Annotated in this window: 26 protein-coding genes and 1 tRNA gene; 15 read left to right on the top strand and 12 right to left on the bottom strand. The window is 50.4% G+C overall.

What is annotated here, in order from left to right; genetic code table 11:
• Positions 1-300 precede the first annotated feature (300 nt).
• Positions 301-810 carry an SOS-induced cell division inhibitor SulA gene (gene sulA / locus OGX91_RS01500; protein WP_040231828.1) on the bottom strand — a complete coding sequence of 170 codons (510 nt, stop codon included), beginning with the start codon at positions 808-810 and terminating at the stop codon, positions 301-303.
• 216 nt (positions 811-1,026) lie between these two features.
• On the opposite strand from sulA, the gene OGX91_RS01505 reads away from it, so the two are divergent.
• On the top strand, positions 1,027-1,641 hold the full coding sequence (locus OGX91_RS01505; protein WP_199947557.1) for a TfoX/Sxy family DNA transformation protein: 615 nt from the start codon (positions 1,027-1,029) through the stop codon (positions 1,639-1,641).
• Here the strand turns inward: OGX91_RS01505 and yccS are convergent.
• Together yccS and OGX91_RS01515 are read right to left on the bottom strand one after the other, a co-directional pair.
• Positions 1,619-3,772 carry a YccS family putative transporter gene (yccS, locus tag OGX91_RS01510; RefSeq protein WP_005123516.1) on the bottom strand — a complete coding sequence of 718 codons (2,154 nt, stop codon included), beginning with the start codon at positions 3,770-3,772 and terminating at the stop codon, positions 1,619-1,621. The genes OGX91_RS01505 and yccS overlap by 23 nt on opposite strands.
• Positions 3,773-3,790: 18 nt before the next feature.
• The gene (locus OGX91_RS01515) at positions 3,791-4,237 is read right to left on the bottom strand and encodes a YccF domain-containing protein (RefSeq protein ID WP_005123514.1); all 447 of its coding nucleotides are present in this window, start codon (positions 4,235-4,237) and stop codon (positions 3,791-3,793) included.
• A 125-nt stretch (positions 4,238-4,362) separates the two neighbouring features.
• Between OGX91_RS01515 and helD the strand changes: the two genes are divergently transcribed.
• Positions 4,363-6,417 carry a DNA helicase IV gene (helD, locus tag OGX91_RS01520; RefSeq protein ID WP_199947556.1) on the top strand — a complete coding sequence of 685 codons (2,055 nt, stop codon included), beginning with the start codon at positions 4,363-4,365 and terminating at the stop codon, positions 6,415-6,417.
• 35 nt (positions 6,418-6,452) lie between these two features.
• Here helD and mgsA read toward each other — a convergent pair whose 3' ends face one another.
• Entirely contained in the window at positions 6,453-6,911 is a 459-nt protein-coding gene (gene mgsA, locus OGX91_RS01525; RefSeq protein WP_182290712.1) for a methylglyoxal synthase, read from the bottom strand.
• Between the two features lie 93 nt (positions 6,912-7,004).
• The gene (gene csgI, locus OGX91_RS01530) at positions 7,005-7,667 is read right to left on the bottom strand and encodes a curli synthesis inhibitor (protein WP_149691713.1); all 663 of its coding nucleotides are present in this window, start codon (positions 7,665-7,667) and stop codon (positions 7,005-7,007) included.
• Positions 7,668-7,839: 172 nt separating this feature from the next.
• Here csgI and OGX91_RS01535 point away from each other — a divergent pair, with 172 nt between their 5' ends.
• Positions 7,840-8,253: a CoA-binding protein gene (locus OGX91_RS01535; protein WP_006685217.1), complete on the top strand. Its 414-nt coding sequence runs from the start codon at positions 7,840-7,842 to the stop codon at positions 8,251-8,253.
• A 74-nt stretch (positions 8,254-8,327) separates the two neighbouring features.
• Here OGX91_RS01535 and hspQ read toward each other — a convergent pair whose 3' ends face one another.
• A complete protein-coding gene (gene hspQ, locus OGX91_RS01540) occupies positions 8,328-8,645 on the bottom strand; it encodes a heat shock protein HspQ (protein WP_005123508.1) in 318 nt (105 codons plus the stop codon).
• A gap of 57 nt (positions 8,646-8,702) precedes the next feature.
• Positions 8,703-9,893 carry a 23S rRNA (cytosine(1962)-C(5))-methyltransferase RlmI gene (gene rlmI / locus OGX91_RS01545; protein ID WP_032936284.1) on the bottom strand — a complete coding sequence of 397 codons (1,191 nt, stop codon included), beginning with the start codon at positions 9,891-9,893 and terminating at the stop codon, positions 8,703-8,705.
• Between the two features lie 94 nt (positions 9,894-9,987).
• Between rlmI and yccX the strand changes: the two genes are divergently transcribed.
• Entirely contained in the window at positions 9,988-10,269 is a 282-nt protein-coding gene (gene yccX / locus OGX91_RS01550; protein WP_005123507.1) for an acylphosphatase, read from the top strand.
• Here yccX and tusE read toward each other — a convergent pair.
• The gene (gene tusE / locus OGX91_RS01555; RefSeq protein ID WP_005123506.1) at positions 10,266-10,595 is read right to left on the bottom strand and encodes a sulfurtransferase TusE; all 330 of its coding nucleotides are present in this window, start codon (positions 10,593-10,595) and stop codon (positions 10,266-10,268) included. The two genes, yccX and tusE, sit on opposite strands and share 4 nt — an antisense overlap.
• Positions 10,596-10,683: 88 nt before the next feature.
• Positions 10,684-11,343, bottom strand: a complete 660-nt coding sequence (gene yccA, locus OGX91_RS01560) for an FtsH protease modulator YccA (RefSeq protein ID WP_003035917.1) — start codon at positions 11,341-11,343, stop codon at positions 10,684-10,686.
• Positions 11,344-11,614: 271 nt separating this feature from the next.
• Here yccA and OGX91_RS01565 point away from each other — a divergent pair, with 271 nt between their 5' ends.
• Together OGX91_RS01565 and OGX91_RS01570 are read left to right on the top strand one after the other, a co-directional pair.
• On the top strand, positions 11,615-13,243 hold the full coding sequence (locus OGX91_RS01565) for an ABC transporter substrate-binding protein (protein WP_286625273.1): 1,629 nt from the start codon (positions 11,615-11,617) through the stop codon (positions 13,241-13,243).
• 143 nt (positions 13,244-13,386) lie between these two features.
• A tRNA-Ser gene (locus OGX91_RS01570) sits at positions 13,387-13,474 on the top strand.
• A gap of 535 nt (positions 13,475-14,009) precedes the next feature.
• On the opposite strand, the gene cbpM is transcribed toward OGX91_RS01570, so the two are convergent.
• Positions 14,010-14,303 (bottom strand): chaperone modulator CbpM, encoded by a 294-nt coding sequence (cbpM, locus tag OGX91_RS01575; protein WP_005123502.1) that lies wholly within the window; start codon positions 14,301-14,303, stop codon positions 14,010-14,012.
• On the bottom strand, positions 14,303-15,223 hold the full coding sequence (cbpA, locus tag OGX91_RS01580) for a curved DNA-binding protein (RefSeq protein ID WP_005123501.1): 921 nt from the start codon (positions 15,221-15,223) through the stop codon (positions 14,303-14,305). The genes cbpM and cbpA overlap by 1 nt, the downstream gene beginning before the upstream one ends.
• 274 nt (positions 15,224-15,497) lie before the next feature.
• Here cbpA and OGX91_RS01585 point away from each other — a divergent pair, with 274 nt between their 5' ends.
• Positions 15,498-15,800: an antibiotic biosynthesis monooxygenase family protein gene (locus tag OGX91_RS01585; protein ID WP_286625276.1), complete on the top strand. Its 303-nt coding sequence runs from the start codon at positions 15,498-15,500 to the stop codon at positions 15,798-15,800.
• 112 nt (positions 15,801-15,912) lie between these two features.
• Here OGX91_RS01585 and dsbA read toward each other — a convergent pair whose 3' ends face one another.
• Entirely contained in the window at positions 15,913-16,536 is a 624-nt protein-coding gene (gene dsbA / locus OGX91_RS01590) for a thiol:disulfide interchange protein DsbA (RefSeq protein WP_149691710.1), read from the bottom strand.
• A gap of 413 nt (positions 16,537-16,949) precedes the next feature.
• On the opposite strand from dsbA, the gene OGX91_RS01595 reads away from it, so the two are divergent.
• The 8 genes from OGX91_RS01595 (at position 16,950) to OGX91_RS01630 (ending at position 25,663) form a co-directional block, all read left to right on the top strand.
• A complete protein-coding gene (locus tag OGX91_RS01595; RefSeq protein ID WP_149691709.1) occupies positions 16,950-17,312 on the top strand; it encodes a copper resistance protein in 363 nt (120 codons plus the stop codon).
• A 48-nt stretch (positions 17,313-17,360) separates the two neighbouring features.
• Positions 17,361-19,241 carry a cytochrome c biogenesis protein CcdA gene (locus tag OGX91_RS01600; protein WP_149691708.1) on the top strand — a complete coding sequence of 627 codons (1,881 nt, stop codon included), beginning with the start codon at positions 17,361-17,363 and terminating at the stop codon, positions 19,239-19,241.
• The gene (locus OGX91_RS01605; RefSeq protein WP_286625278.1) at positions 19,238-19,861 is read left to right on the top strand and encodes a DsbA family protein; all 624 of its coding nucleotides are present in this window, start codon (positions 19,238-19,240) and stop codon (positions 19,859-19,861) included. The genes OGX91_RS01600 and OGX91_RS01605 overlap by 4 nt, the downstream gene beginning before the upstream one ends.
• The gene (locus OGX91_RS01610; protein ID WP_040231840.1) at positions 19,851-20,357 is read left to right on the top strand and encodes a protein disulfide oxidoreductase; all 507 of its coding nucleotides are present in this window, start codon (positions 19,851-19,853) and stop codon (positions 20,355-20,357) included. The genes OGX91_RS01605 and OGX91_RS01610 overlap by 11 nt, the downstream gene beginning before the upstream one ends.
• Positions 20,358-20,551: 194 nt before the next feature.
• Positions 20,552-21,304 carry an NADH:ubiquinone reductase (Na(+)-transporting) subunit C gene (nqrC, locus tag OGX91_RS01615; protein WP_040231841.1) on the top strand — a complete coding sequence of 251 codons (753 nt, stop codon included), beginning with the start codon at positions 20,552-20,554 and terminating at the stop codon, positions 21,302-21,304.
• Positions 21,305-21,576: 272 nt separating this feature from the next.
• A complete protein-coding gene (locus OGX91_RS01620; RefSeq protein WP_286625279.1) occupies positions 21,577-23,526 on the top strand; it encodes an FTR1 family iron permease in 1,950 nt (649 codons plus the stop codon).
• A gap of 29 nt (positions 23,527-23,555) precedes the next feature.
• Positions 23,556-24,083: an iron transporter gene (locus OGX91_RS01625; protein WP_003035987.1), complete on the top strand. Its 528-nt coding sequence runs from the start codon at positions 23,556-23,558 to the stop codon at positions 24,081-24,083.
• A gap of 200 nt (positions 24,084-24,283) precedes the next feature.
• Complete coding sequence (locus tag OGX91_RS01630) at positions 24,284-25,663, top strand: Fe-S-containing protein (protein WP_286625280.1); 1,380 nt, start codon at positions 24,284-24,286, stop codon at positions 25,661-25,663.
• Positions 25,664-25,665 lie beyond the last annotated feature (2 nt).

Consider the following 25,665-nt stretch of genomic DNA (forward strand, 5'->3'; position numbering starts at 1 on the left):
ACGGTTAAATCCTTCACCCGGGGACCAGTTCAATAGTTACTCTACCGATATCTGCGGCTTACGCCGAGCACCCCTGGCGATGTAAAGTCTACAACGTAGTTGAAAACTTACAAGTGTGAACTCCGTCAGGCATATGAAAAAAAAAGGCTTGTATACACAATATTTAACATTTGTGGATGATTAATTGTACAGCTACTATCGCGGAAACCGCTTCACACAGGCGTTCTCGCAAAAAGTGTGTTAAAGCTCAAAGCCGAATTTGAGGATGAAAAAAAATTCCAGGATAAATCCTAATTTTACTTAATGATACAAATTCGAGTGAATTTTTAGCCCAGAATGCTGTCTCCCCGCAAGTGTCTGAGCGCGTACAGGACGCATGATAAACCCCATCGCATTGCCTTCATCTGCTGCTTTTACCAGCTCGGCATGTTCATCTTCGGTTAATTCTTCCGTCAGCCAGCCAATTACGACGCTGTAGTTACCCGTGCGTAGCGCACGAACCATAGATTCCAGCGTATTGCAGGGAGAGAGTTGGCTAATCTGCATGACTTTCGTCAATGGGAGTCCGGCCGACTGCACCCACTCCCGGCTTAGTTTTTGCTGAGGCGTCAGCCACAGCTGCCAGCGCGACTGCTGACCTAATTGCTGAAGCAGGGGAAGCAGCAGGAGCTGCGTCATCATGGGCTGGTCCTCGCGATAGACCACTTCACTGATAAGCCCAGCGGTAGTGTGCTCTGACGACACGCGCGCAATTTTGCTTGCTGTGGAAGAGAACGACGAAGAACGATTTGCATAGCCTGAAGTGTACATAATCAATCCAGCCCTGTGAGTTACTGTATGGATATACAGTAACCCTGCTATCACCAAAGATCAACCTTATTTTCTGAAACAGGTTCGCAGTTTTTGGTTGTTGTTACGGGAAAAACAAAATTCATCTTGCCCCTTGCGAATAAGTTGCCTATTTTCGTCATTAACGGATCCGCTACTGCAAATCATTTTATTACGTTATGATTTAAAAGGATTTTTATGAAAAAACTTTCTTATGCAAGGATCTATAAATCACAAGAATATCTGGAGTCACTGGGGACTATTCGTTATCGATCGCTGTTTGGGGGTTATAGCCTGACAGTCGAGGATACGGTGTTCGCCATGGTCGCCAGTGGCGAGCTATATCTTCGGGCCTGTGAACAGAGCACGCAGTACTGTGTAAAACATTCCCCTGTCTGGCTGACATTTATAAAACGTGGACGTCCGGTGGTGCTCAATTATTATCAGGTGAACGATACGCTGTGGCAAAACCAGCAACAACTGGTGTCGCTATCACGGTATTCACTGGATGCGGCGTTAAAAGAAAAGCAAAGTCGTTTTGCACAGCATCGCCTGCGTGGACTGCCGAACATGACATTTCATCTGGAAACCCTGCTGAATGAAGCAGGTATAAAAGATGAAAGCACATTACGCATGTTGGGTGCAAAAATGTGCTGGTTGAAACTGCGACAGATTAATCCCGCCCTGACGGTGAAAATACTCTATGCCCTTGAAGGCGCGATTGGGGGCATTCATGAGGCGGCGCTCCCGGCGATTCGCCGCCAGGAGCTTGTGGAGTGGGTGAGTTCTCTTACGCCTGAACCGGTGTACTAGACGGTAATGCGGCAATTTGCTGCTGTAATCGTCGGATTTCTGGTAGTAGCGCTATCAATAGGCCAACTTGCTGTACGACCAGCGGTTCTTTACTGTCCGGGCGTGGTTCAAGATGCTGAATCCGTTGCTTCAGTCCTTCAAGCGCCTGGTATACGCGTTGCTCGTCAGCAGGTTGATGATGAAGTGCATCATCAACATAGCAAACGGCATCGTCCAGTAATGCCAGAACGTCCGGGTTGGTTAACTGTTCACGGTGTGCGCCCAGTGCCGAGATATAACTGGTAAAGGTATGGTTGAGGCACAGCAAGCGGAATGCCGTTTCGCGCGTTTGGGCGGTAACATCCGGTTCACTCGACATATTCGACACCACGGATGCCAGCTCCGCATCACGATTATGCGCATCGCGGCGCGCAATACGGTATGCCAGACGATTGTCTCGCCCCTGATGATATTGTTCGAGAATGGCGTCAAGGTAACGACAGTTTGCGTCGGTCGCCCGTTCAATCACCCGTGGCAGGTTGCGAAAGCGCCAGTCTGGCCAGATGAAACTGACGGCTGCCCATGCGATGGCACAACCTATCAGCGTATCGATGACGCGCGGCAGTGCGACTTCAAACCCTTCTCCAAGCAGGTTAAAGCACAGCAATACCAGCAGCGTGATAAACATTGTGGCATGTGCGTACTGAACATTGCGGAAAGCAAAAAAGAGCACGCCGGTGATCACCAGCAGTATTAATTGCCCTTCCAGCGATGGGACGAACCACAGGATGGGCAGTCCAATCGCTATCCCGACTAATGTGCCGATAATCCTTAACGCCAGACGATGTCGTGTGGCGTTGTAGTTGGGCTGGCAGACAAACAGGCTGGTCAGCAGGATCCAGTAGCCATGGTTCATGCCCGTTATCTGGATAATGGCGTACCCGACGCAGAGCACCAGCGACATACGAACCGCGTGGCGAAACAGCGCCGACTCCGGCGTAAAATTGCGACTCAGACGCAGCCAGATATCACTGAATCCGTGCGGACTGTCATCGGCAAGCTGATTTTCTGACTCATTGCGCGAGAGTACCTGAGCCTGTTCAGACTCAATGGTGGCCAGTTGCGCATCGATAGCCCGCAGGTTCGATAGTAAGAATCCCAGCGTATTGAGCAGATCTGCAGGGGCACCGCTTGCACGCATACGCTCAAGGGCAGCATCTATATGTGTAAAGACTCGCTCAAAGTGTGGATCGTGCTGGTAAGGGGTGCGTAGCAAAATGCAGCGAGACAGTTGCGTACAGGCTTGCCCCTGCATCGACATTAATCGCTGGAAACGAAACATCACATCGCTGTGACGGAAATGGTCGCGTAGCGTCTGGTACTGAATATGTGAGGAACTTGCGCGTTCGTGAATATCCTGCGCGACAAAATAGTAATGCAGTGTGCGGCGGGTTCCTCGCTGTCCGCGGTCACCGCGCAGACGGGTCAGTAATGATACTTTTGTTTGGTTCAGCGTCGCCATCAGTTGCCCATTGGCCAGCGCTAACTCATACAGGGGGGCCTGACTTTCATCTTCGATGTCGGGATCAAAAAGGCGGGATTTCAGCTCCAGGTAGTGTGCCAGCTGTTCGTAGCTGCGTGCCAGATTGTCCTGCAGTGGACGAATCGGGAACAGAAGGTGACCGATGAGCGTCAGAAGGTTATACCAGATGGCGCCTGCAAGCAGCAGGATCGGTTGCTGATACCACTGATCGTAAAGTGATGTTCCCAGCATGGTGTAAATGGCGATCAGTAATGCACCAAAGGCTATGGTCGCATAACGCTGACCTAAGCCCCCCAGCAAAATAAAGCCGCTGGTGGAAAGCGTTAATCCAATTGCGAAAAGCCACGGCCAGGGGAAGAGCAATTCGACGGAAGCCGAAGCAATGAAAAAGCAGATCAGCGTAATGATCAAATTACGCAGACGACCCGCGAGCCGATCGTCCAGATCGGTCAGCGCGGCAGCAACCATGCCCAGCGTTAGCGGGATGGTCAGTTTGACGTCACCCAGCCACCACGGCAGTGCCGTTGTACCGCAAAGCGCGATAAAAATCCGCACGTAGTACAGCCAGGTGCTGTTCCAGGTGTAGCGTTTAAGCAGTGGACTTAACATAAAGGCCATCAGTTCCGATTATTCAAAGCGGCGACGCGCGTTGGCTTCGCGTGCGGCACGGGCAACTTCGACTGAAACCACGCGACGACCAACCGGCCAGAGTGCAATCGCGGCGATTTTAAAGTTCGCGATACCAACCGGAATACCAATAATCGTAATGCACTGGGCAATACCGGAAACAATATGCATCAGGCACAGCCACCAGCCGAAGAAAATCAGCCAGAAAATGTTGAGCAGCGTACCGCCGGTATTCAGAAGCACGTTTTTACCCGCCGGGTTGAGTTCATCAACGTGAATCGCCTCATTACCGTAGGGGAATAGCGACAAGCGTGTGATTTCCCAGCAGGAGCGGGTCAAGGGGAGTGTGAAGATAAGTACGATACTGACTAACGTCGCCAGTAGCCAGGCTAAGGTGGTGGCGAATCCCCCAAGCACAAAATTTAAAATATTCAGAACAGTACGCATAAACCCTCGGTTAACTCTGGTTTTCTGTGAGTTTGGCAATTGTAACGTTTTTTTGGGCTGGAGCACGTTTTCTCTGGCGGTTACACTGATAAGCAAACCTCTTCGTGTGGATCCGCGTAAGTCTTATGGAACTGAAAGCAACTTCTCTGGGAAAACGTCTGGCGCAACACCCTTACGATCGGGCCGTTATTCTCAATGCCGGCATTAAAGTCTCCGGCGACCGTCATGAGTATCTTATTCCATTCAATCAGTTACTGGCTATCCATTGTAAAAGGGGCCTGGTATGGGGTGAGCTGGAATTTGTGCTTTCTGATGATAAAGTTGTACGCCTTCACGGCACTGAATGGGCGGAAACCCAGCGTTTCCACCATCATCTGAGCATCCTCTGGCAGCAGTGGAGCCAGGAGATGAGTGACGTTGCAGCAGGGGTGCTGCAGGAACAGCTGGATACGATTGCCGCGCGTACAGGGGAAAACAGATGGCTGACGCGGAGACAAACATCCGGATTGCAGCAACAGATCCGCCGTGCTTTTGACGCGTTGCCCCTGCCGGTCAATCGTCTGGAAGAATTTGATCATTGTCGTGAGGCGTTGCATCAATGTCAGGCGTGGCTGCAGGATATTGAAGCGTGTCGTTTGCAGCACAATCAGGCGTACACCGATGCGATGCTGGCGGAGCATACCGAGTTTTTCCAGAAGATTGAGTCCTCACCGCTGAATCCAGCTCAGGCTCGTGCGGTGGTGAATGGCGAGCAGTCGCTATTGGTGCTTGCGGGGGCAGGAAGTGGCAAAACATCCGTTCTGGTTGCGCGTGCGGGCTGGTTGCTGGCGCGGGGAGAAGCGGCTGCTGAACAAATCTTGCTGCTGGCGTTTGGTCGCAAAGCCGCTCAGGAAATGGATGAGCGCATTCGCGAACGACTGAATACGCAAGACGTCACCGCGCGGACGTTTCATTCACTGGCGTTGCATATTATTCAACAGGGTAGCAAAAAAGTCCCGACAGTCAGCAAACTCGAAAATGATACTGCCGCCAGAAATAAGCTATTTATCGCCACATGGCGTCAGCAGTGCAGCGAGAAAAAAGCCCAGGCTAAAGGCTGGCGACAGTGGCTGGAAGAAGAGATGCAGTGGTCCGTGCCAGAAGGCAATTTTTGGGACGATGAAAAATTACAACGTCGCCTGGCCTCACGTCTGGATCGCTGGGTTAGCCTGATGCGTATGCATGGTGGAGCACAGGTGGAGATGATCGCCAATGCGCCGGAGGCGATCCGCGATCTGTTCAGCAAACGTATAAAGCTGATGGCGCCGTTGCTCAAGGCCTGGAAGAGTGCTCTGAAAGAAGAGAATGCCGTTGATTTTTCTGGATTGATCCATCAGGCGATTGTCATTCTGGAGAAAGGACGCTTTATCAGCCCGTGGAAGCATATCCTGGTTGATGAATTTCAGGATATCTCCCCACAGCGCGCCGCCCTGTTAGCCGCATTGCGCAAGCAAAATTCACAGACCACGCTGTTCGCCGTGGGAGATGACTGGCAGGCCATTTACCGTTTCAGTGGCGCACAACTTTCGTTAACTACCGCCTTCCGGCAACACTTTGGTGAGGGCGATCGCTGCGATCTGGATACGACATACCGTTTTAATAGCCGTATTGGCGAAATAGCCAATCGGTTTATCCAGCAAAACCCGCATCAGCTTAAGAAACCGCTCAATAGCCTGACAGCAGGCGACAGGAAAGCCGTCACTCTGCTCGATGAAAGTCAGCTGGATGCGTTGTTGGATAAGCTATCCGGCTTTGCGAAAGCAGAAGAGCGCATACTGGTGCTGGCGCGATATCACCACCTCAAACCTGTCAGTCTTGAGAAGGCAGCGACCCGCTGGCCCAAACTACAGCTGGATTTTATGACTATTCATGCCAGTAAAGGACAGCAGGCGGATTATGTCATTGTCGTTGGGCTTCATGATGGCAGCGATGGTTTTCCGGCCCCGGCTCGTGAGTCGATCATGGAAGAAGCATTACTGCCAATGGTCGAGGATTTTCCGGATGCAGAAGAGAGAAGGTTGCTCTACGTGGCACTTACGCGTGCCCGGCATCGGGTGTGGTTGCTGTTTAATAAAGACGCGCCATCCTGTTTTGTTGATGAACTAAAACAACTGGATGTCCCGGTAGCGAGAAAACCCTGAAGAACAGGCGGCGACGGCGGCCGCCTGTCTGGCGATTATTTGAGGCGCTCAGCCAGATAACGGGCGTAATCCGGGATCAGGATGTCCGTTGCATCGTTGAAATTTGGCGACTGGATAATAAAATCGGCGGTAGAGACGTTGGTGGCAACCGGAATATTCCAAACTGTGGCCAGGCGCAGAAGGGCTTTGACATCCGGATCATGAGGCACGGCGTTGAGTGGATCCCAGAAGAAGATCAGCACATCAATTTTACCTTCAGAGATCAGTGCGCCGACCTGCTGATCGCCGCCCATTGGACCGCTAAGCATGGCGTTGACATCCATGCCGGTCGCGCGTTGAATGAGATTTCCTGTCGTGCCTGTCGCATAGAGGACATGCTTTTCTAACAACGGCTGGTGGCGTTCCACCCAGTTCATCAGCATCTGTTTACAGTGATCATGTGCAACCAGCGCAATATGCTTACGCGCCGGTAAAGTGCGAGTCGTCAGTTCCATAGTACAGCTCCCAAGTTAACCTTATTACAGAGTACTGGAAGCGCTTGAGGCTGCAAGAGAAAGACAAAAAAAATGCGTAGGTGGACATGAACGTCATGAGGGTGGTTGTTTCTCTGCCCATTGCAGAAAATTACTCCGCGTTTGCGCGTCAGCCTGCTGGAACCAATATTTTAAGCGCTGCTCGGTGAGTGTTTGCGACTGCGGCGGCACGCGATCCAGTTCAGAAACTCCAGATAGCAGAGAGCTGTCATCGGCCATCATAGTGGCAAATTGTGGGAGTGAAGCATGCTTAGACGATTTGTTATAGCGTTCAGTCTCGAGTTCATAATCCACGATTTTTGCCGATGAGGTAATCGACAAAATATCCAGTTTGACCGGAATAGGCATGGAATCGCCATCTAATAGTTCCACACGGGGAGCTTCATCGAAATGCGTTGCGTCACGTTCGTTGTTCAGACGGGGAAGATGAAAATTGACCTGACTAACCAACTGAGTATCAAAACTGATGACCAGCGGAGGAGAAATATACAGACGTTCTTCATGACTGGAGAGACGAATCGTTTTCTCAACGCGAAAGACAAGCTGATGCCGACCATTCTCCAGCTCAATACTGTCGGCACCGCGCAGTAATGAGCTGGAGACTTTTTTTCCGTCCAGCACCAGCAGGTCAATATCATTAGACAGACGCAAAGAGGTCGCACAAACGGTTACCGGCAAAAACAGAGCAATCAGGGCTGTTACAATGCCGGTTTTCATAAGGTTCTCCTGTCCAGAAAATTTCTGTATAAGATGTATCTAAATTTTTCGACAATCACGTTTACTAACATATAGACATATTTTCCAGTTTAGCTCTCATGCTCCAGTATGGGATAAATGGTTGCGACGTCACCTTTGTCGTACACTTTGCAAAACAGCCTGGAGGAAGACGATGAAAGAGACCGATATTGCTGGCATTTTGACATCCACCCGTACGATTGCGCTGGTAGGAGCAAGCGATAAACCCGATCGCCCGAGCTATCGGGTGATGAAGTATTTACTCGATCAGGGTTATCACGTTATCCCCGTGTCTCCTAAGGTTGCCGGGAAAACGCTGCTGGGGCAGCAGGGCTATGCGACGCTGGCAGACGTACCAGAGAAAGTGGATATGGTGGATGTCTTTAGAAACTCAGAAGCAGCATGGGGAGTCGCACAGGAGGCTATTGCTATTGGCGCGAAGACCTTGTGGATGCAGCTTGGCGTGATTAATGAGCAGGCTGCTGTGCTGGCGCGCGATGCGGGCCTGGCGGTAGTGATGGATCGTTGCCCGGCGATTGAAATCCCCAGACTGGGACTGGCGAAGTAAGGTTGTACTGTTGCCGGATGGCGCATTGTATATCCGGCCTACAACGGTGTTTGTCGTAGGCCGGAGAAATGTTGTCAGTTGCGCAGGCGTGGAGCCTGGAGTTGTTTACGGATTGTCCGTGCCAGTTCATCCATCGACGGTTGCTCTGGATGTTCTTCCTGTAGCTCGCTACTCAACTGTGCTTCAGCCAGATACGTATGTACTGGCAGGCCATTATCGTCTTCCATCACTACGTGATACCAGGGAGCGGCGCGAAGTTCGTCGTTAACCGCCAACTCATCAGGTGACGGGTCATCAAGCGAATATTCCGGGTCGATATCCACGACCACTCCGAGGTAACCTAACAGGGAATGGCGGACCTGCTGGCCGATACCGAATTTGCTGGCAATCATAGTCACCTCCCGGGAAATAGATACCCTCTATGTAAGGGTAATATTCCACTTTTCAAGTTACATGATGCGACAGGCAAACCCTTTCAGATACAGCCCTTCCGGGTAGGTAGCGATCACCGGATGATCGGCGGCCTGACGGAACTGCTCTATAAATTGTACATCACGCCCGGCATCTATTGCGGCATCGGCGATGATTTTCTGAAATAAATCGGTGGTCATCAATCCGGAGCAGGAGAATGTCAGCAGTACGCCACCCGGATTCAGCAACTGAATTGCCAGCATATTGATGTCTTTATAGCCGCGGCAGGCGCCCATCAACTGGCTTTTGTTTTCGACAAATTTCGGCGGGTCCATTACGATAACATCAAATTTCTCACCACGATCGCGATAGGCGCGCAGCAACTTGAACACATCATCACGCACGAACTCAGCTTTGCTCAGATCCAGCTTGTTCAGCTCTACGTTCTGGCGGGCGATGTCGAGAGCTTCCTGGGAAGTATCAACGCTGACGACCTGGCGGCAGCCACCCATTAATGCAGAGACGGCGAATCCACCAGTATAGGAGAAACAGTTCAGTACGCGCTGATTTTCCACATAACGACGCGTGGCCAGGCGGCTATCGCGTTGATCGAGGTAATAGCCGGTTTTGTGACCATGCTGAATATCAACCAGCAGCTTCATTCCGTGCTCTTCAATTGGCAGCAGTGCTGGCGGAAGCTCGCCCGTTACTGGCCCTTGAGTCAGCTCCATACCTTCTTTTTTACGCACGGCCACATCGCTACGGTCATAAATGGCGCAGTCAGGGAAAACAATTTGCAGAGCGCTAATCAGGGCGGCGCGTTGATATTCAGCACCGGCGCTGAGCAACTGCAACACCAGAAAGTTGCCAAAGCGGTCAATGGTGACACCCGGCAGACCATCGGATTCTCCGGCGATCAGACGGTAGCTGTCCAGCCCGTCTTTTTTCGCCAGCCAGTCACGCCATGTCTGCGCCTGCTGCAGACGACGGGTGAAGAAATCAATATCGATGGACTCAGACTTGTCAAATGTCCAGACGCGTGCACGGATCTGCGACGCGGGTGAGTACGCGCCGCGTGCTAACCATTTACCCTGATGGTCAACAATATCGATGGTTTCACCGAGGTTGGCTTTACCTTCCATACGTGCGACAGCACCGGAAAATACCCACGGATGGCGGCGCAGTAATGATTTTTCGCGCCCTTTGGCTAACACTAAACGTACACTCATAATTTACTATTCTGTCAATTCAAAGAAATGGGCGCCATTGTCCTGAGTTTTTCGCATATTTGCAACGCGCGCTGTGATGATAAGGAGAACCGCAATGTCGAAAGTCTGCATAATCGCCTGGGTCTATGGCCGGGTTCAGGGGGTAGGATTTCGCTACACCACCCAGCATGAAGCACAACGGCTGGGATTGACCGGATACGCGAAGAATATGGATGACGGCAGCGTAGAGGTTGTCGCCTGCGGTGACAGCGAGCAGGTAGAACAACTGATGAAGTGGTTAAAAGCCGGGGGCCCGCGTAGCGCCAGGGTAGACAGAGTTCTCAGCGAACCGCATCGGCCTGGCGAAGCGTTAACGGGCTTTAGTATCCGCTACTAAATACATTTGACCGGTTTTGGCAGACCGGCAATTTTGGTGGCCTGCTTGGCCGGACCTTTCGGGAACAGGCGGTAGAGATAACGGCTGTTGCCTTTCTCTTCGCCAAACTTGTTGGCCATCGCTTTGACCAGCATACGAATAGCGGGGGAGGTATTAAACTCCAGATAAAACTCGCGGACAAAACGCACCACTTCCCAGTGTTCTGCTGACAGCGTAATTCCTTCGTTTTCAGCAATGGCAACTGCCAGCGGCTCGCTCCATTCGGTTGTGTCTTTTAAATAGCCTTCGCTATCAGTACTGATTTCTTTACCTTCAAAGATCAACATAATTCTTCACTGCGTTAGTCAAACTGGCGGCAGTTTACCAAAAAAGAAAGCCCCGCATAAGCGGGGCTGGATAATGCGTGTTGGTATCTTAATCGCGGCTGGCGAAGCCCAGAATGCTCAGCAGGCTGACGAAGATGTTGTACAGCGATACATACAGGCTGACGGTTGCACGGATGTAGTTGGTTTCACCACCACGGATGATGTTGCTGGTTTCAAACAGGATGGCACCTGAAGAGATCAGGATAAACACCGCGCTAATCGCCAGGTGCAGCGCTGGCAGTTGCAGGAAAATATTCGCAACCATACCAATCAGCACGACTACGATACCTGCCATCAGCATACCGCCGAGGAAGGACATGTCTTTACGCGTGGTCAGAACATACGCAGAACAGCTGAAGAAGACCAGCGCCGTACCACCCAGCGCCATACCGATCACGTCACCCATACCTGCCGACAGGTAAGTGTTCAGAATCGGTCCCAGGATGTAACCCAGGAAACCGGTGAAGGCGAAAGCAGACAGAATACCTACTGGTTTATCTGCCGTTTTGTAGGTCAGGAACATCAGACCATACATACCAACCAGCGTCAGAATCAGACCCGGAGACGGCAGCATCAGTACTGTACTGGCAGTTGCGGTGATAGCTGAAAACGCCAGCGTCAGGCTGAGCAGGAAATAGGTATTACGCAGCACCTTATGCGTGCTGAGTAGCGATGTACGATCGCGCGAAGAACTGATAATACGATCCATGAGTCACTCTCTTATGACAGATGTAATTAATGATGGAGGATAATGAAATCAACGGTAACGACCCAGCGGTTTTACCCATCTTTACGCATTTTAACCCGCCAGGCTTAAGCATATTATTTCAGCAAAAGCTTCTGGATTAGATGTTACCACTGTTTATGCAAAAATGTCAGATTGGTATCTGCCAGGTAACTGAAAAATATTGCGTTATTCCCTACATGCCTTTAAGAGTGACAGTGGTGTCAACATAAAACAGAACAATAAGGTAAAGGGAATGACTCAACATAAATCGAAGGTATTTACATTTACGCTGTTGGCTGTCTGTTTGATGTCTATCAACGGCATGGCGAGCGCTGCGACAGTTCCCGCGGGCACAGAACTGGCAGCTCAACAAGAACTGGTCAGAAATAACGGCAGTGAGCCAGCCTCACTGGATCCGCATAAAGTTGAAAGCAACGTTGAGTTTAATTTAATCAGCGATATGTTCGATGGACTGGTGGCCGTAAACCTGGATGGCACTATTGCGCCCCGTCTTGCTGCCTCCTGGGAGAATAAAGATAACACTGTCTGGATCTTTCATTTACGTCCAGGCATAACCTGGTCAGATGGATCGGCTATTACTGCACAGGATGTCGTCTGGAGCTGGCAGCGCCTGGTTTCACCGCAAACTATCTCACCCTATGCCTCTTATCTGGGCAATATGCATGTCGCAAATGCGGTTGATATTGCTCAGGGGAAAAAAGATCCCGCTACGCTTGGGGTCAAGGCACTGAATGACACCACGCTGGAAATTACCCTGACGCAGCCGACAGCGGCATTTTTAGCGATGCTGGCGCACCCATCACTGGTCCCGCTGGATAAAGTGCTGATTGGCCGCTTTGGCGATAAGTGGACTCGTCCGGAGCACTTTGTCAGCAGTGGTGCGTATAAGTTGTCGCAGTGGGTCGTCAACGAGCGGATTGTTGCCGTGCGCAACCCGCATTACTGGGACGATCAGCACACGGTCATTAATAAAGTGACGTATTTGCCCATCAGTTCAGAGGCTGCAGACGTTAACCGTTACAAAGCCGGGGAAATCGATATTGTTTTTAGTGTTCCGGTCAATCAGTTTGCTCAATTGAAAAAGACGATGGGTGATGAACTCCATGTCTCACCTCAGCTTTCAACCTATTATTATCAGTTTAATACCACGCGTGCGCCGTTTAACGACCCGCGCGTGCGTCGGGCGCTAAATATGGCGTTAGATAAAGACATCATTGCGCAAAAGGTGATGGGGCAGGGACAACGTGCGGCGTGGGTTATCAGCCAGCCTGAAATTGGCGGGGTAAAATTACACGCGCCAGACTACGCATCATGGCCACTCGACAAACGCATTGCCGAGGCAAAAAAACTGCTGGCGGAAGCGGGCTACGGTCCTGAGCATCCGCTTACATTAAATCTGCTCTACAACACTTTCGAAACGCATCAGCGAATCGCGATTGCCGCCTCGTCAATGTGGAAGAAAAATCTTGGTGTTGAGGCAAAGCTGCAAAACCAGGAATGGAAAACGATGCTGGATACCATGCACACCGGCAATTTTGACGTCGTACGCTATGCATGGATAGCGGATTACGACGATGCGTCGAGCTTCCTCAATATTTTCCGCACAGGCGATAGTGAAAATACCACCCGATACAGTAATCCAGCCTACGATGAAGCGATGCGTAATGCGGCAAAAGCCCGTTCTTTGCCAGAGCGCGGGAAATATTACCAGCAGGCGGAAGATGTGTTAGGCGAGGATGTACCGGCGATTCCGGTTTACCACTATGTCCGCACACACCTGGTGAAGCCGTGGGTAGGCGGATTTGCGCCGGATAATCGGGGGAATTACTTCACCAAAGATATGTACATCAAAAAACATTAAACAGCAGCAGCCCGGATTTGTGCTGAATAAACGGTCAATTTGTTGTTATTTAAGTCGATTAACGACATTTTGGCTGTTTTTCAGGCAAACGAACACATTGGTGCTTTACAGGTCCGTTCGGGATGTTTATAGTGCGCCTCATTGGAAGCGTGGCCGAGCGGTTGAAGGCACCGGTCTTGAAAACCGGCGACCCGAAAGGGTTCTAGAGTTCGAATCTCTACGCTTCCGCCAAACATGAAAAGGGGTTACCGAAAGGTAACCCCTTTTTGCTTTTGATGCATTAGAATAGACTTGCAATATTCGCCAATCCCCTCATGTAACATTCGAACACTTGCTTACCCCGAGTCCAGGTTTTTTCCTTTTAGTGCCATACGCTGCAATTTAACTGCACATCTAAAGTCTTTCCATATTGGCGTGGCTGAAGGCATGGTCATGATGTATTCATGACCTGTAAGAGCCTTAACTGAATCCAGGTCAGTCCAGGAGTGTTTCTCTGGGGGAGGCAAGTTCAGATCATCAGCAAATCGACGCGCTGTGCAGAAGGACATTGTCGGTACTGGTGAGATGGTTACCCATAAACGTTATTTCTGGCTAAAAAGCTGACGCGGATGGAGTCATTCATCCGCAGTTTTTCTGACTATCTGCCGGGCGGGTATTGAGCTCAACAATCCGTAACCGAGAAATCGAATCTGATGAGTGTGGTTCTTTATAAAAAATACGCCCTACTTACCTGTAGGTGCGGCTCATCGCCGCACCCTTAACATATTCACGGATGGCAAATAAATCGGGACAGGCGTTGGCGCAAAAGGCGGTTTTCCTGCCGCAGTTGCGCGTTTTCCTCGAGCAACGTCAGTGCGACGGCAATTCCTGGCCAGTCAAGCGCCAGTTCATGGCGCAGACGCAGTGCGCGTTGCACCACGGTCAGCGCATGGTCATCAAAGGTCTCATCTTCACGGGGTTCGATTACCCCTAAACCGACAATTTCATTCAGTTCCTCTGCAGAAACACCGGTATGCAGACAAAACTCGGTAATGGTAAAGGTAACGGTCACGTTAGCCATTATGCTTTCCCCCACTCTTTACGCGGATCAAAGGACTTCTGCGCATCCGCCAGCTGTTGCCACAAGGCGGCGCTGTTGTCGTCAGGTTTCGGCGGCATCACGATTTTGATGACCGCGTACAGGTCGCCAGTATGTTTTTTACCGACCAGACCTTTGCCTTTGATACGTAATCGCTGTCCGGCCTGGCTTCCTGCGGGGATGGTCAGCAAAATACTCTCTTTGAGTGTTGGTACAGTTACTTTTGCGCCCAATGCAGCTTCCCATGGCGCAAGCGGAACGACAACTTCCAGATCCTGATTAACAATATCAAACAGCGGATGCGGCGCGATATGAATCACCAGCCACAAATCACCGTTCGGGCCACCGTTTTCACCAGGGGTTCCCTGACCTTTCAGGCGAATGCGCTGCCCATTGCCGACACCGGCCGGGATCTTAACGTTGAGGGTTTTGGGGATTTCTCGCTCGATCATGCCAAACGCATTGTATACCGGCAGGTTGTAACTGATGGTGCGGCTATGCTCAGCAAGGGTTTCTTCAAGGAAAACGGCGACCTCGATTTCAATATCATGTCCGCGACTGGCGTGGCGCTGCCGTGACTGATGTGCGTGCTGGCCAAAAATTGAAGAGAAGATATCGTCGAAATCTTCAGCGCTGTAGCTTTGACCTTCTCCTTGCTGGAACTGACGATTAAACTGCGGGTCGTTGCGATGCTGCCACAGCTGGTCGTATTCGGCGCGTCGCTGTTCATCGCTCAGTACTTCCCAGGCTTCGGCAACTTCTTTAAAACGGGCTTCAGCGTCGGGCTCTTTGCTGACATCGGGATGGTATTTTCGCGCGAGACGACGGTAGGCGGTCTTGATTGTCTTGAGATCGTCTGTCGGCTTCACGCCCATAATGGCGTAATAATCCTTTAATTCCATAGCGTTCTCTCGTGTAAATCAACACATGAAGAAGGCAATCCCTCTCAAAAGGTATCACCGTTAAGTTTAGGGTAATCCTGATAGGCGCGAATGCCAACCATGAAAAAGGGGGGCACAGGTCATAAAAGGGTCACCGGCTAATGTGGTGAGCCTGCTTGTTTATTTACATGTCACACTCACATTTTCCCTTTTCCCCAGACAGTTCGTTGTTGAGCGAAGCATGGCATTTAACCCGGTAATAGAGTGGCTGAAATTAACAAGGGAGAGATACTGAATGATCGCCGTTATTTTTGAAGCAGATGTGCATCCTCAGGCTGGAGAGCGATATCTTCAACTGGCCTCAGAGCTGAAGCCGTTGTTGGCAGAGATCCCAGGATTTATTTCTATCGAACGATTTCAGAGCATTAATACGCCCGGGAAAATGCTGTCACTTTCATGGTGGGAGGATGAGGATGCATTGCTCAGATGGAAATGCAACATCAGGCATCAGGCCGCACAACAGGAGGGTAAGCAGTTGATTTTTTCATACTACAGAATACGTGTTGCCTCTGTTCTGAAGGATTACGCCTCTGAATAAGGTTCTGCCAGCGTATATGACAGTTGACAGTCAATAATGTCTGCCTGTAGCAACAGGAGCCAGAACAGGCTCTGGCTCCTGTTAATGGTGCGTCAGGAATATTAACGGCTTATCAAGGTCTGGAAAAAAGAAAACGAACGGTATCAGCGTAGTTCTGGACAAAAGCGTTAACGTTATCTGATTTTAATCCTTTCGGGTTAATCATATATTTACCCTTGATAAAGATAGCCGGTACACCTTTCAGGTCTACCGCTTTAGCCAACTCCTGTTGCTTCGCCGTTAATGATTTTACGGCAAAGCTATTCCATGCAGCATCATAGTCACTTGCACTGACGCCAGCGCGGATAAATACATTGCGAATATCATCTGCTGTTTTAACAGTTTGTTTTTTCTGCACGGCATCAAACAGTAAAGGTTTTACTTTATCTTCCACGTTTAACAGCATAGCGACAGACCATGCGTGCGTCATCTCCGGCCCCAACGGACCTAAGAAATCAACGTGATACTCAGTAAGTTTGACATCAGTAGGTAATGCTTTTTTCACATTATCAGTGACTTCCAGAACTTCATCGTATTGGTAGCATGAAGGGCAATAAAATGAAAAGAACTTTAGCGCAGCGGGCGCTGTCGCAACTGGCTTTTCAAGTGAAATATATTCCTTGCCATCGGTAAATATTGCTGCCTGAACGCTCACAGTAAAAATCAGGCCCAGAAGAGGAAGTAAGATTTTTTTCATTTCCATATACTCTAAATAACATTTAACAAACAATTTTTTTGATGATGAACATAACGTTCATTGCGGTAAGTTATAATACATTATTTATCCGAAAATGTGCTGGCCCTTACTTTCATTTACGTAGGAATATCCACTGGCGGATTTCTCATCCATTTTTATCATCAGTGGTGAAATATCTTTTGGGACGCTTTTGGAATGACTGATAATAAACCCTGTGATATTTCCAGTCTTGTTTTATTAGCACTATTATTTTGCAACAATGAAATTAATTAACAAGATTAATTATCATTTCTGGGCAGCGCGCTGGGGAGGAATGAGAATTGACCGGCCTCTGCCGACATAACTTTACAGGGTAAAGGTTGCCAAAACCTCGCCAGTGACTAAGATAACTCGCGTCAATCAGTGAGGGTATAATGGCGAAACGTCAACGGATGGGATGGTGGTTCCTCTGCCTGGCATGTGTTGTGGTGATGGTATGCACCGCGCAGCGCATGGCGGGTCTGCACGCGTTGCAGATGAACACCGCGACCACTGCTGTTGTCGCGAGCGCCCAGGCTGATACCGATGAGGCTTCACCCGTTACGCCTTGTGAGCTGAGTGCAAAATCATTGCTGGCTGCACCGCCAGTATTGTTTGAAGGCGCGATTCTGGTGCTATGTTTGCTCCTGTCGCTGTTGACGCCCGTGCGGGCATTTCGCCTCCCTTTTTTCCCTCCGCGCGCTATCTCGCCGCCCACACTTAGGGTTCATCTCCGATTTTGTGTCTTCCGTGAATGACAGCGCAGCCGTTGCTGACTGTTAGAAAATTATTCACGGAGAAAAAATATGAAGACTGTTTCCAGGCAGGCGCTGCTCTGCCTGTTATTGCTATGGCTGCCCGTATCCTGGGCGGCTGATATCGGTTGGCTGCGTTCACCCGATAACAATCACGCCAGTGTGCGGTTACGTGCCGATACAGCTGCAGACGGTGAAACCCGACTGCTGCTCGATGTTAAACTGGAGGATGGCTGGAAAACCTACTGGCGATCGCCGGGTGAGGGCGGTGTAGCACCGTCCATCGTCTGGAAAGATAAAATGCCTGCTGTTGATTGGTACTGGCCGACTCCCGCGCGTTTTGATGTCGCCAATATCACCACCCAGGGATATCACGATAATGTCACCTTTCCGATGGTAGTACGTGGCACAACGCCAGCCACCCTTAACGGTGTATTGACCCTATCAACCTGCAGCAATGTCTGCCTGTTAACGGATTTTCCCTTTTCTGTGACGCCGGGCGTCCAGGACCCGTCTTTTGCTCATGACTATGCGCAAGCGATGGGGCAGATACCGCTGGCCAGCGGGCTAACCGATGCGCTTAGTGCCGGGGCGCGAGCCGGAGAGCTGGTGGTTGAGGCGCGTCGTACGGGGGGCTGGTCTGCGCCAGGCCTGTACCTGGACACCGTTGATGATGCGGATTTTGGTATGCCGCAAATCCGTGTAGAGGGCGAAACACTATGGGCAACGGTTCCGGTTCATGACAGCTGGGGGGAAGGGGCGCCGAATCTTCGTGGTAAGCAACTTACACTGGTTCTGGCTGATAACGGCGTTGCGCAGGAAAGTCGTCTTGCCATTGGCGATGCGCCAGTGGTGCCGAATGCAGCGATCCCACTGTGGCAGGTGGTGCTGATGGCGCTGTCAGGCGGGTTGATCCTTAACTTAATGCCCTGCGTGCTTCCAGTGCTGGGCATGAAGCTGGGCTCGATTTTACTGGTTGAGGAGAAAAGCCGTCTTCAGGTTCGCCGCCAGTTTCTGGCATCGGTGGCTGGCATCCTGGTCTCTTTTATGGCCCTCGCGTTGCTGATGACGGTGCTACGTCTGACCAATCAGGCGCTTGGTTGGGGGATCCAGTTCCAGAGTCCGTGGTTTATCGGCTTTATGATGCTGGTGATGCTGACGTTCAGCGCCAGCCTGTTTGGGCTGTTTGAATTTCGCCTTCCTTCAGCAATGACCACCATACTGGCAACACGCGGCGGTAACGGCTTGTCAGGGCATTTCTGGCAGGGCGCGTTTGCGACGTTGCTTGCCACACCGTGCAGTGCTCCGTTCCTGGGGACGGCAGTGGCGGTGGCGTTGACCGCCTCGCTGCCGACGCTATGGGGGCTGTTCCTCGCGCTCGGGCTGGGGATGAGCTTGCCATGGTTGCTGGTGGCACTGCGTCCGGGTCTGGCGCTGCGTCTGCCGCGTCCGGGGCGTTGGATGAATATCTTGCGGCGTCTTCTCGGCGTAATGATGCTTGGCTCGGCTATCTGGCTGGCAACCTTGCTGCTCCCGCATTTGGGGGTCGCAAGCCAAAGCGCAGCCAAAGAGAGTGTGAACTGGCAACCGCTGAGCGATCAGGCCATCGAAGATGCACTGGCCCAGCATAAGCGCGTATTTGTAGATGTGACGGCTGACTGGTGTATTACCTGTAAAGTCAATAAATTCAATGTGCTACAAAAAGAAGATGTTCAGACTGCACTGCAACAATCCGATGTGGTGGCTCTGCGGGGGGACTGGACGCTGCCCTCTGAAGCGATCACCGAATTCCTGAAAAAACGCGGCCAGGTTGCTGTGCCGTTCAACCAAATTTATGGCCCCGGTATGCCGCAAGGCCAGGCATTGCCAACGTTGTTAACCCGCGATGCGGTGCTGAATACACTGGCCGATGCCAAAGGAGTGAACCCATGAAAATGATGATTGCCCTGCTGCTAACCCTGTTTTCTGCCGTCAGCGTGGCGAAAGAACCTGCGCCATTTGCGCCTGAACAGGAGAAGCAAATTGAAGCGCTGATTCAGGAAGCGCTGTTTAACGATCCCAATAGCCCTCGTATTGGTGCCAGGCAGGCTAAACTAACGTTGATCAATTTCACCGATTACAACTGCCCGTATTGCAAGCAGTTGGATCCGATGCTGGAAAAAATTGTACAGAAATATCCTGATGTGGCGGTGGTGATTAAACCGCTGCCGTTTAAAGGGGAAAGTTCGGTTCTGTCGGCGCGAACCGCGCTGACGACCTGGCGTGAGCATCCGCAGCAGTTTCTGGCGTTACATGAGAAACTGATGCAGAAGAAGGGCTACCACACGGCAGTGAGTATTAAACAGGCACAGGAGAAAGCCGCTGCCAGCCCTGTGACGCTGGATGCACAAAGTGAAGAGACGCTGAGCACTAACCTGCAACTGGCGCGACTGGTGGGTGTGCAGGGAACCCCCGCAACGATTATTGGCGATGAGCTGATCCCGGGTGCAGTACCGTGGGAAACACTGGAAGAGGTGGTCAAAGAAAAACTGGCGGCCGCAAATGGTCAGTAAACTGCGCCGCTGGCTGCGCGAAGGACTGATCTTACTGGTGTTATTCGCCGGGGCGATGTTGTTGATGGATGTCTGGCGAGCACCTAAGCTTCCCGCTGCGTTTGACAGTACGCCTTTGCAGACGCTGGATGGTGAAAACGTTACGCTGGCCGCGCTCAGCAAAGAGGATCCAGTGCTGATCTATTTCTGGGCGAGCTGGTGTGGCGTGTGTCGGTTCACGACACCGGAAATCGCCAGACTGCACTCAGAAGGCGAGAACGTGATAACCATTGCGCTGCGTTCTGGTAATGAGGTGGAGGTGATGCGCTGGCTGGCGCGTAAAGGCGTAGACTTTCCCGTCATCAACGATGCCGACGGGACCATCTCCCGCAGCTGGGATATCAGCGTCACGCCAACGCTGGTGGTGATGTCGCACGGTCGCGTGGTGTCGACAACCAGCGGCTGGACCAGTTACTGGGGCATGAAGCTTCGGTTGTGGTGGGCGAAAATGTTCTGATATTTGTGCCGGGGAAACCCGGCATTTTTTTACGATAAAAAGGTAAGAAAAACATGTTGTTCTGATATTGGATCCTGAAATCATATACTAATAGCTATATATTTTTGATTTTTTCTGTAGTTGCAAATCCACAAAGGTAATGGCATATCTGATGGTGTTTTAAATATCTTATTTCTCGCAGGGATTATAGAATAATGCGCAAGGGTAAAGTTATTGTTATATCAATGATGTTTTTTTGTATCCTTATTTTTATTGCTGCTATTGTCTGGTTTATGATGTATCAGGGGGAACTCACTGAACCTACCAGTGAAGAGAAACATGCCGCCATTCTGCATGCTTCAGGCTTGTTGAAATCAGATGCGCAGGATAAAAAAACAATTAAAAATTTGTATCAACGTTATATTTTAGCGCGTAAGGTTAATCTGGATTCTGGTGAGTGGGTAGCTGATGACGTCCAGACGCAGGGATGTAAAAAACTCGCTCCGGAACATGATCCCGCGAAGATCCATCAGCGTTGTACGATTGCAGATGTATATCTGGTAAAAGATAAAAATAATAAAATTCAACAAATTATACTCCCTGTTTTTGGTAAGGGCGCGAAGTCAATGATGTATGCCTTTCTGGCTCTTGACCCAGACGGACGTACGGTTAAAAACCTGTATTACTATCAGCAGCGGGAAACTCCTTTTTTGGGAGCCAGAGTGGAAGATGAGAGTTGGCGCAAGCAATGGGCGGGTAAAAAAGTGGTTGATAATAACTGGATGCCAGCATTAAGAATAACTCAGGAGAAACCAGAGAATATCGATGAATATACAGTAGATGGTATTTCTGGTGCGACCCTGACATCGAGTGGGGTTGAGAGAAGCATCAACTACTGGACAGGCGAACAGGGTTACGGCCGTTTTTTGCAACGGATTACTCGTAGTCCTGATATAATAGTTCCCTGAACACTTTTGTTTTAAATAACGTTTATTTTCATACTCACTGTCGGCCTCATTTGCGTCAGTGAGTATGGGGAAACTCTATTCCATATCACCGATAAATTCTCCTGTATTGACGGCATCATTAATAAATCCCGAATGTCTCAATTTCGTATTCATCACATTTTCATGAGATAAATTTACATAACTTGTTACCTATTGACATTTTTATGATCCAGGTCATGTACAACGCAAGCTAAAATCAGTAATGATAATAATTATCATTTGTATTTTACGGGATGCGTACCGTGCGTAAGTTCTGTGTTTTCCTGCTGACCACTTTGTGTAGCTTGCTTGTAAGCCTTCATGTATGGGCTGCAACAAACTATGCTCCATTAATTGAGGATATTGAGCAACGTCTTGATAAAACAGCAGAACTTTACTCTCAACAACAAACTGATGAAGCACGGCGAACGGTGCAAATGGCTTACTTTGAGGTATTTGAAAACCTTGAAGGTCCTATCCGAATCAACATTTCCGCCAGCAAAAGTTATGAGATGGAAAGCGCTTTTGGTGAGATCCGTCGCATGATTGGCGAAAAAAAATCGCTCTCTGACGTGCAGTCTAAAATCGACTGGCTCAAAGCCTCGCTGCGTGAAGTTGAACCTGTGTTAGATGGCGGACATCGCCTGGTTGCCGAAGAGCAGCACAATGCGTTTTCCAGGACAGATATCGCCGTACACTGGCAAGAGAGTTTTCGCGTTATCGACGATTTGTTGGCCCAGGCAGTAAATAACTATCAGGCCGGGAATTTAAGCGTAGCCAGCCAGAACGTTCAACAAGCGCACTACCAGGGTTTTAAAAACTCAGAGATGGAAATGTCGGTCAGACAGAATCGATCGGCAAAAGACGCTGCTGCGATTAACCAGCAATTTTCTGCGTTGATTGCGCTCACCGCAGAGTCGGATCGCCTTAATGATGTCTCTTATCAGGTCACTACGCTGTTACAGGATATTGAGGATCTTCTGCCTGGTCTGCCTACGACCCGTGACGAACAGCAGGTTACGGCGGTGCAAAATACGGGGAATACGCCCACGGCACAGGATGATATAGCCCGCGCAGACTGGGCTGCCGTCTCGTTGTGTATCCACCAAAGTATTCAGAAAGCGATTGCCCGTTACCAGGAGGGCGATGCGAAAAATGCCATTCTGGATGTGCAAGACAGTTATTTTGACCGCTTTGAAGCTAGCGGTATGGAAAACAAAATCGGTTCTCGCGATTCGGCGTTTAAAACCTCTCTGGAGGCTTACTTCACGCGTCTGGTTAGTCTGATGAAAGCGGGTCAGCCAGTGGAAAGACTCAACGCCGAAGCCAGCGCACTGGAGCAGGATTTACAAAAAGCGGTGGTGATGTTGGGAGAAGGAGAAGAGACCCAGTGGAGCCTGCTGCTCTACAGCCTGATGATCATTGTCCGTGAAGGACTGGAGGCCCTGCTTATTGTGGCGGCCATCGTGGCTTATATGGTGAAAAACAATCACCAGGATAAACTTCCGTTAATTCGCCAGTCGGTGATTGTCGCATTAATCGCCAGCGTCATTACCGCTGTGATATTCCAACTCCTGTTCACGAATTCCGGCGCCAGCCGAGAACTGCTGGAAGGCGTCACGATGCTGATTGCCGTCGTCATGCTGTTCTTCATGAGCTACTGGTTACTGTCTAAAGTCGAGGCTCGCCACTGGAAAGCATGGCTGGAAGGAAAACTGTCCCACTCACTTTCCCGTGGTTCACTGGTTGGACTGTGGCTTACCAGCTTCCTGGCGGTTTACCGCGAAGGGGCGGAGACCGTGCTGTTTTACTACGCCCTGATCGGGGATGCGAATGATATTTCTGGGCATATGGCGATTGCGGCAGGTTTTGTTATCGGCTGTGTTGTTCTGCTGGTCGCCTGGCTCATTATGCGCTACTCGGTTGTACGCCTGCCTTTGAAGCCGTTCTTTATGTTTACCGGCAGTTTTATGTACCTGATGGCCTTTGTATTTGCGGGCAAAGGGGTTCTGGAACTGGTGGAAGGTAAGCTGTTCCAGCCAACGTTGATTAACGGCTTCCCTGAAATCAGCTGGTTGGGAATTTATCCCTACGTGGAAACGTTATTACCGCAGGCCCTATTGCTACTTGCGGCGCTGGTGGCGCTGTGGGTGATGCGGCGGAAAAGCACTGTTCCTGGGGAAACGATAAAAACTAATCTATAGCTGTTATTTGAGACGAGAGGATATGTCTGATGACCATGAAGAAAACCCTGATTGCCAGTGCAGTGATGGCCGGTATTTTCACTGCTCCGGCAGCGTTTGCCTTTAAGGAGTATCCGGCAGGCGAGCCTGTCACCATGAATGAGATGGAACTGGCCGCTGTGTACCTGCAGCCAATCGATATGGAACCGCGTGGCATGGGGTTACCGGCCGCAAAAGCCGATATTCACCTTGAAGCGGATATTCATGCCGTGGAAGGCAGTAAAAATGGTTTTGGCGCAGGCGAGTGGATCCCTTATCTGACTATCAGTTACACCTTGATTAACAGTGATACGGGTGAAAAACAAGAAGGTACGTTCATGCCGATGGTTGCCAGCGATGGCCCTCATTACGGTGCGAACATCAAAATGATGGGGGTGGGTAACTATAAAGTGACCTATCACATCGAACCGCCGTCAAAAGCAGGTATGCACCGTCATACAGACAGTGAGACCGGCGTTGGTCGCTGGTGGAAACCATTTGATGTGAGTTATGAATTTAAATACGTCGGCCTGAACTAAGCGCTTTTTCCATCAGGCTGCTTGATTTGCCATTTGGACCGGGCAGTGCTCACAATCTTACGTACGAAGTGTACCCACGATTTGTTTTGCACTGCTCATGTCTTAACTGACCGCGAACTTATCCCCCTGATGGGCAGGCTCTAAATTATCGATGTACCTGGATAGTTACATCATTCAATCCGCCGTACAGAGTCGATGTTATGAGTTATTTTTTTGTCACGACGCTACAGGTTTTTTTCTGCATTGCGCTGCTCTCCGGGGTTCTCTGGAGTCGCATCGATCCCCCTTCTTTACGCCCACTCGTCTGGACCTTACTCACAGGCTTAATCCTTGGCGTGCTGGTGGGACTTACCCTCCGTGGCTCTCAGCCAGTGCAATTGTTGCTGGTTGGCACAGAAGTGATGATTACGCTGCTGTTTGTATTGAGCTTCTGGTGGGTATCAAAGCGCATTCGCTACCTGTGGCAGGGGATTTTGGTGTTTGGCGCAGCCCGACATTGGGCTTTGGATCCCAATCTCGGCGGATTAACCAGCACCCATGTGCTAAATACCGATCTGCTGTTGAATCTGACGGCAATGCTATTGGCATTTGCGATCCTCTGCCTTGCGGGAGTACTGAGCGCCATGCTGTTGCGTCGTATTCGTGGACTCTACTGGCCGTTGACGCTGATTCTGATGGTCATGATTTGGCTGCCATTAAGCGGTAATTTGTTGCTGCTGTTAATGAAACTGCAGGTGCTACCGCTGGCGAAATCGCTATTGAGTTTCGTGGCCAAAGTGACCAACAACGCGGCGATGTATAACTGGTTGGGGGCCGCCCTATTACTTGCTCTGGCACTGTGCTGGGTACCGGCGTTGTTACGCGCGATCCGCCAGACGCGTAAAGCCGATGAGCCGATTGCTTATCGACTGGCGCTGGCACATCGTCGAAATACGTTTCGTCTTTGGCTGGTCACGCTAGGTTGTGCGGTGGTGGTGATCGCCGGGCAACTGTGGTGGGAAAAAGTCGCCTCTCAACCGCCGCAGTTGTCAGAAGCCATTCCGGTACAACTTGCCAGTGATGGCATGGTTCATCTGCCAATAGAACAACTCCGTGATGGCAAGTTGCACCGCTTTGTTTGGGTGGCTGATGATGGTAAAGCGGTACGTTTTTTCGTGATTAACCGTTATCCCGACAAGTTGCGTTTGGGGGTCGTGTTTGATGCCTGTCTACTGTGTGGCGATCAGGGTTACGTGATGGAAGGTAATCAAGTTATCTGCGTGGCATGCGGGGTACACATTTTCATTCCTTCGATTGGTAAACCTGGTGGTTGCAATCCGGTGCCGATTGAAAACTGGCGTAATGATGAGAAAGAGCTGGTGATCCCAGGTAAAGAGCTGGCTGCTGGCGTGAATTACTTCTCGACGGTCATGACCATCAAGGTGACCGACCCGGTTGATGGTTCGACGTTGACGAATACCTCTGCTGACTACAAATACAGCTATGGTGGCAAAACCTGGTTTTTCTCGTCCGAGGCCAATTACGATCGCTTCCGTAAAACGCCGGAACAGTTCGTCCCTGCCGAATTGAGGGAGGAGTAACA

The organism is Citrobacter sp. Cpa228, assembly GCF_030333085.1.
In the GTDB taxonomy this organism is placed as follows: domain Bacteria; phylum Pseudomonadota; class Gammaproteobacteria; order Enterobacterales; family Enterobacteriaceae; genus Citrobacter; species Citrobacter pasteurii.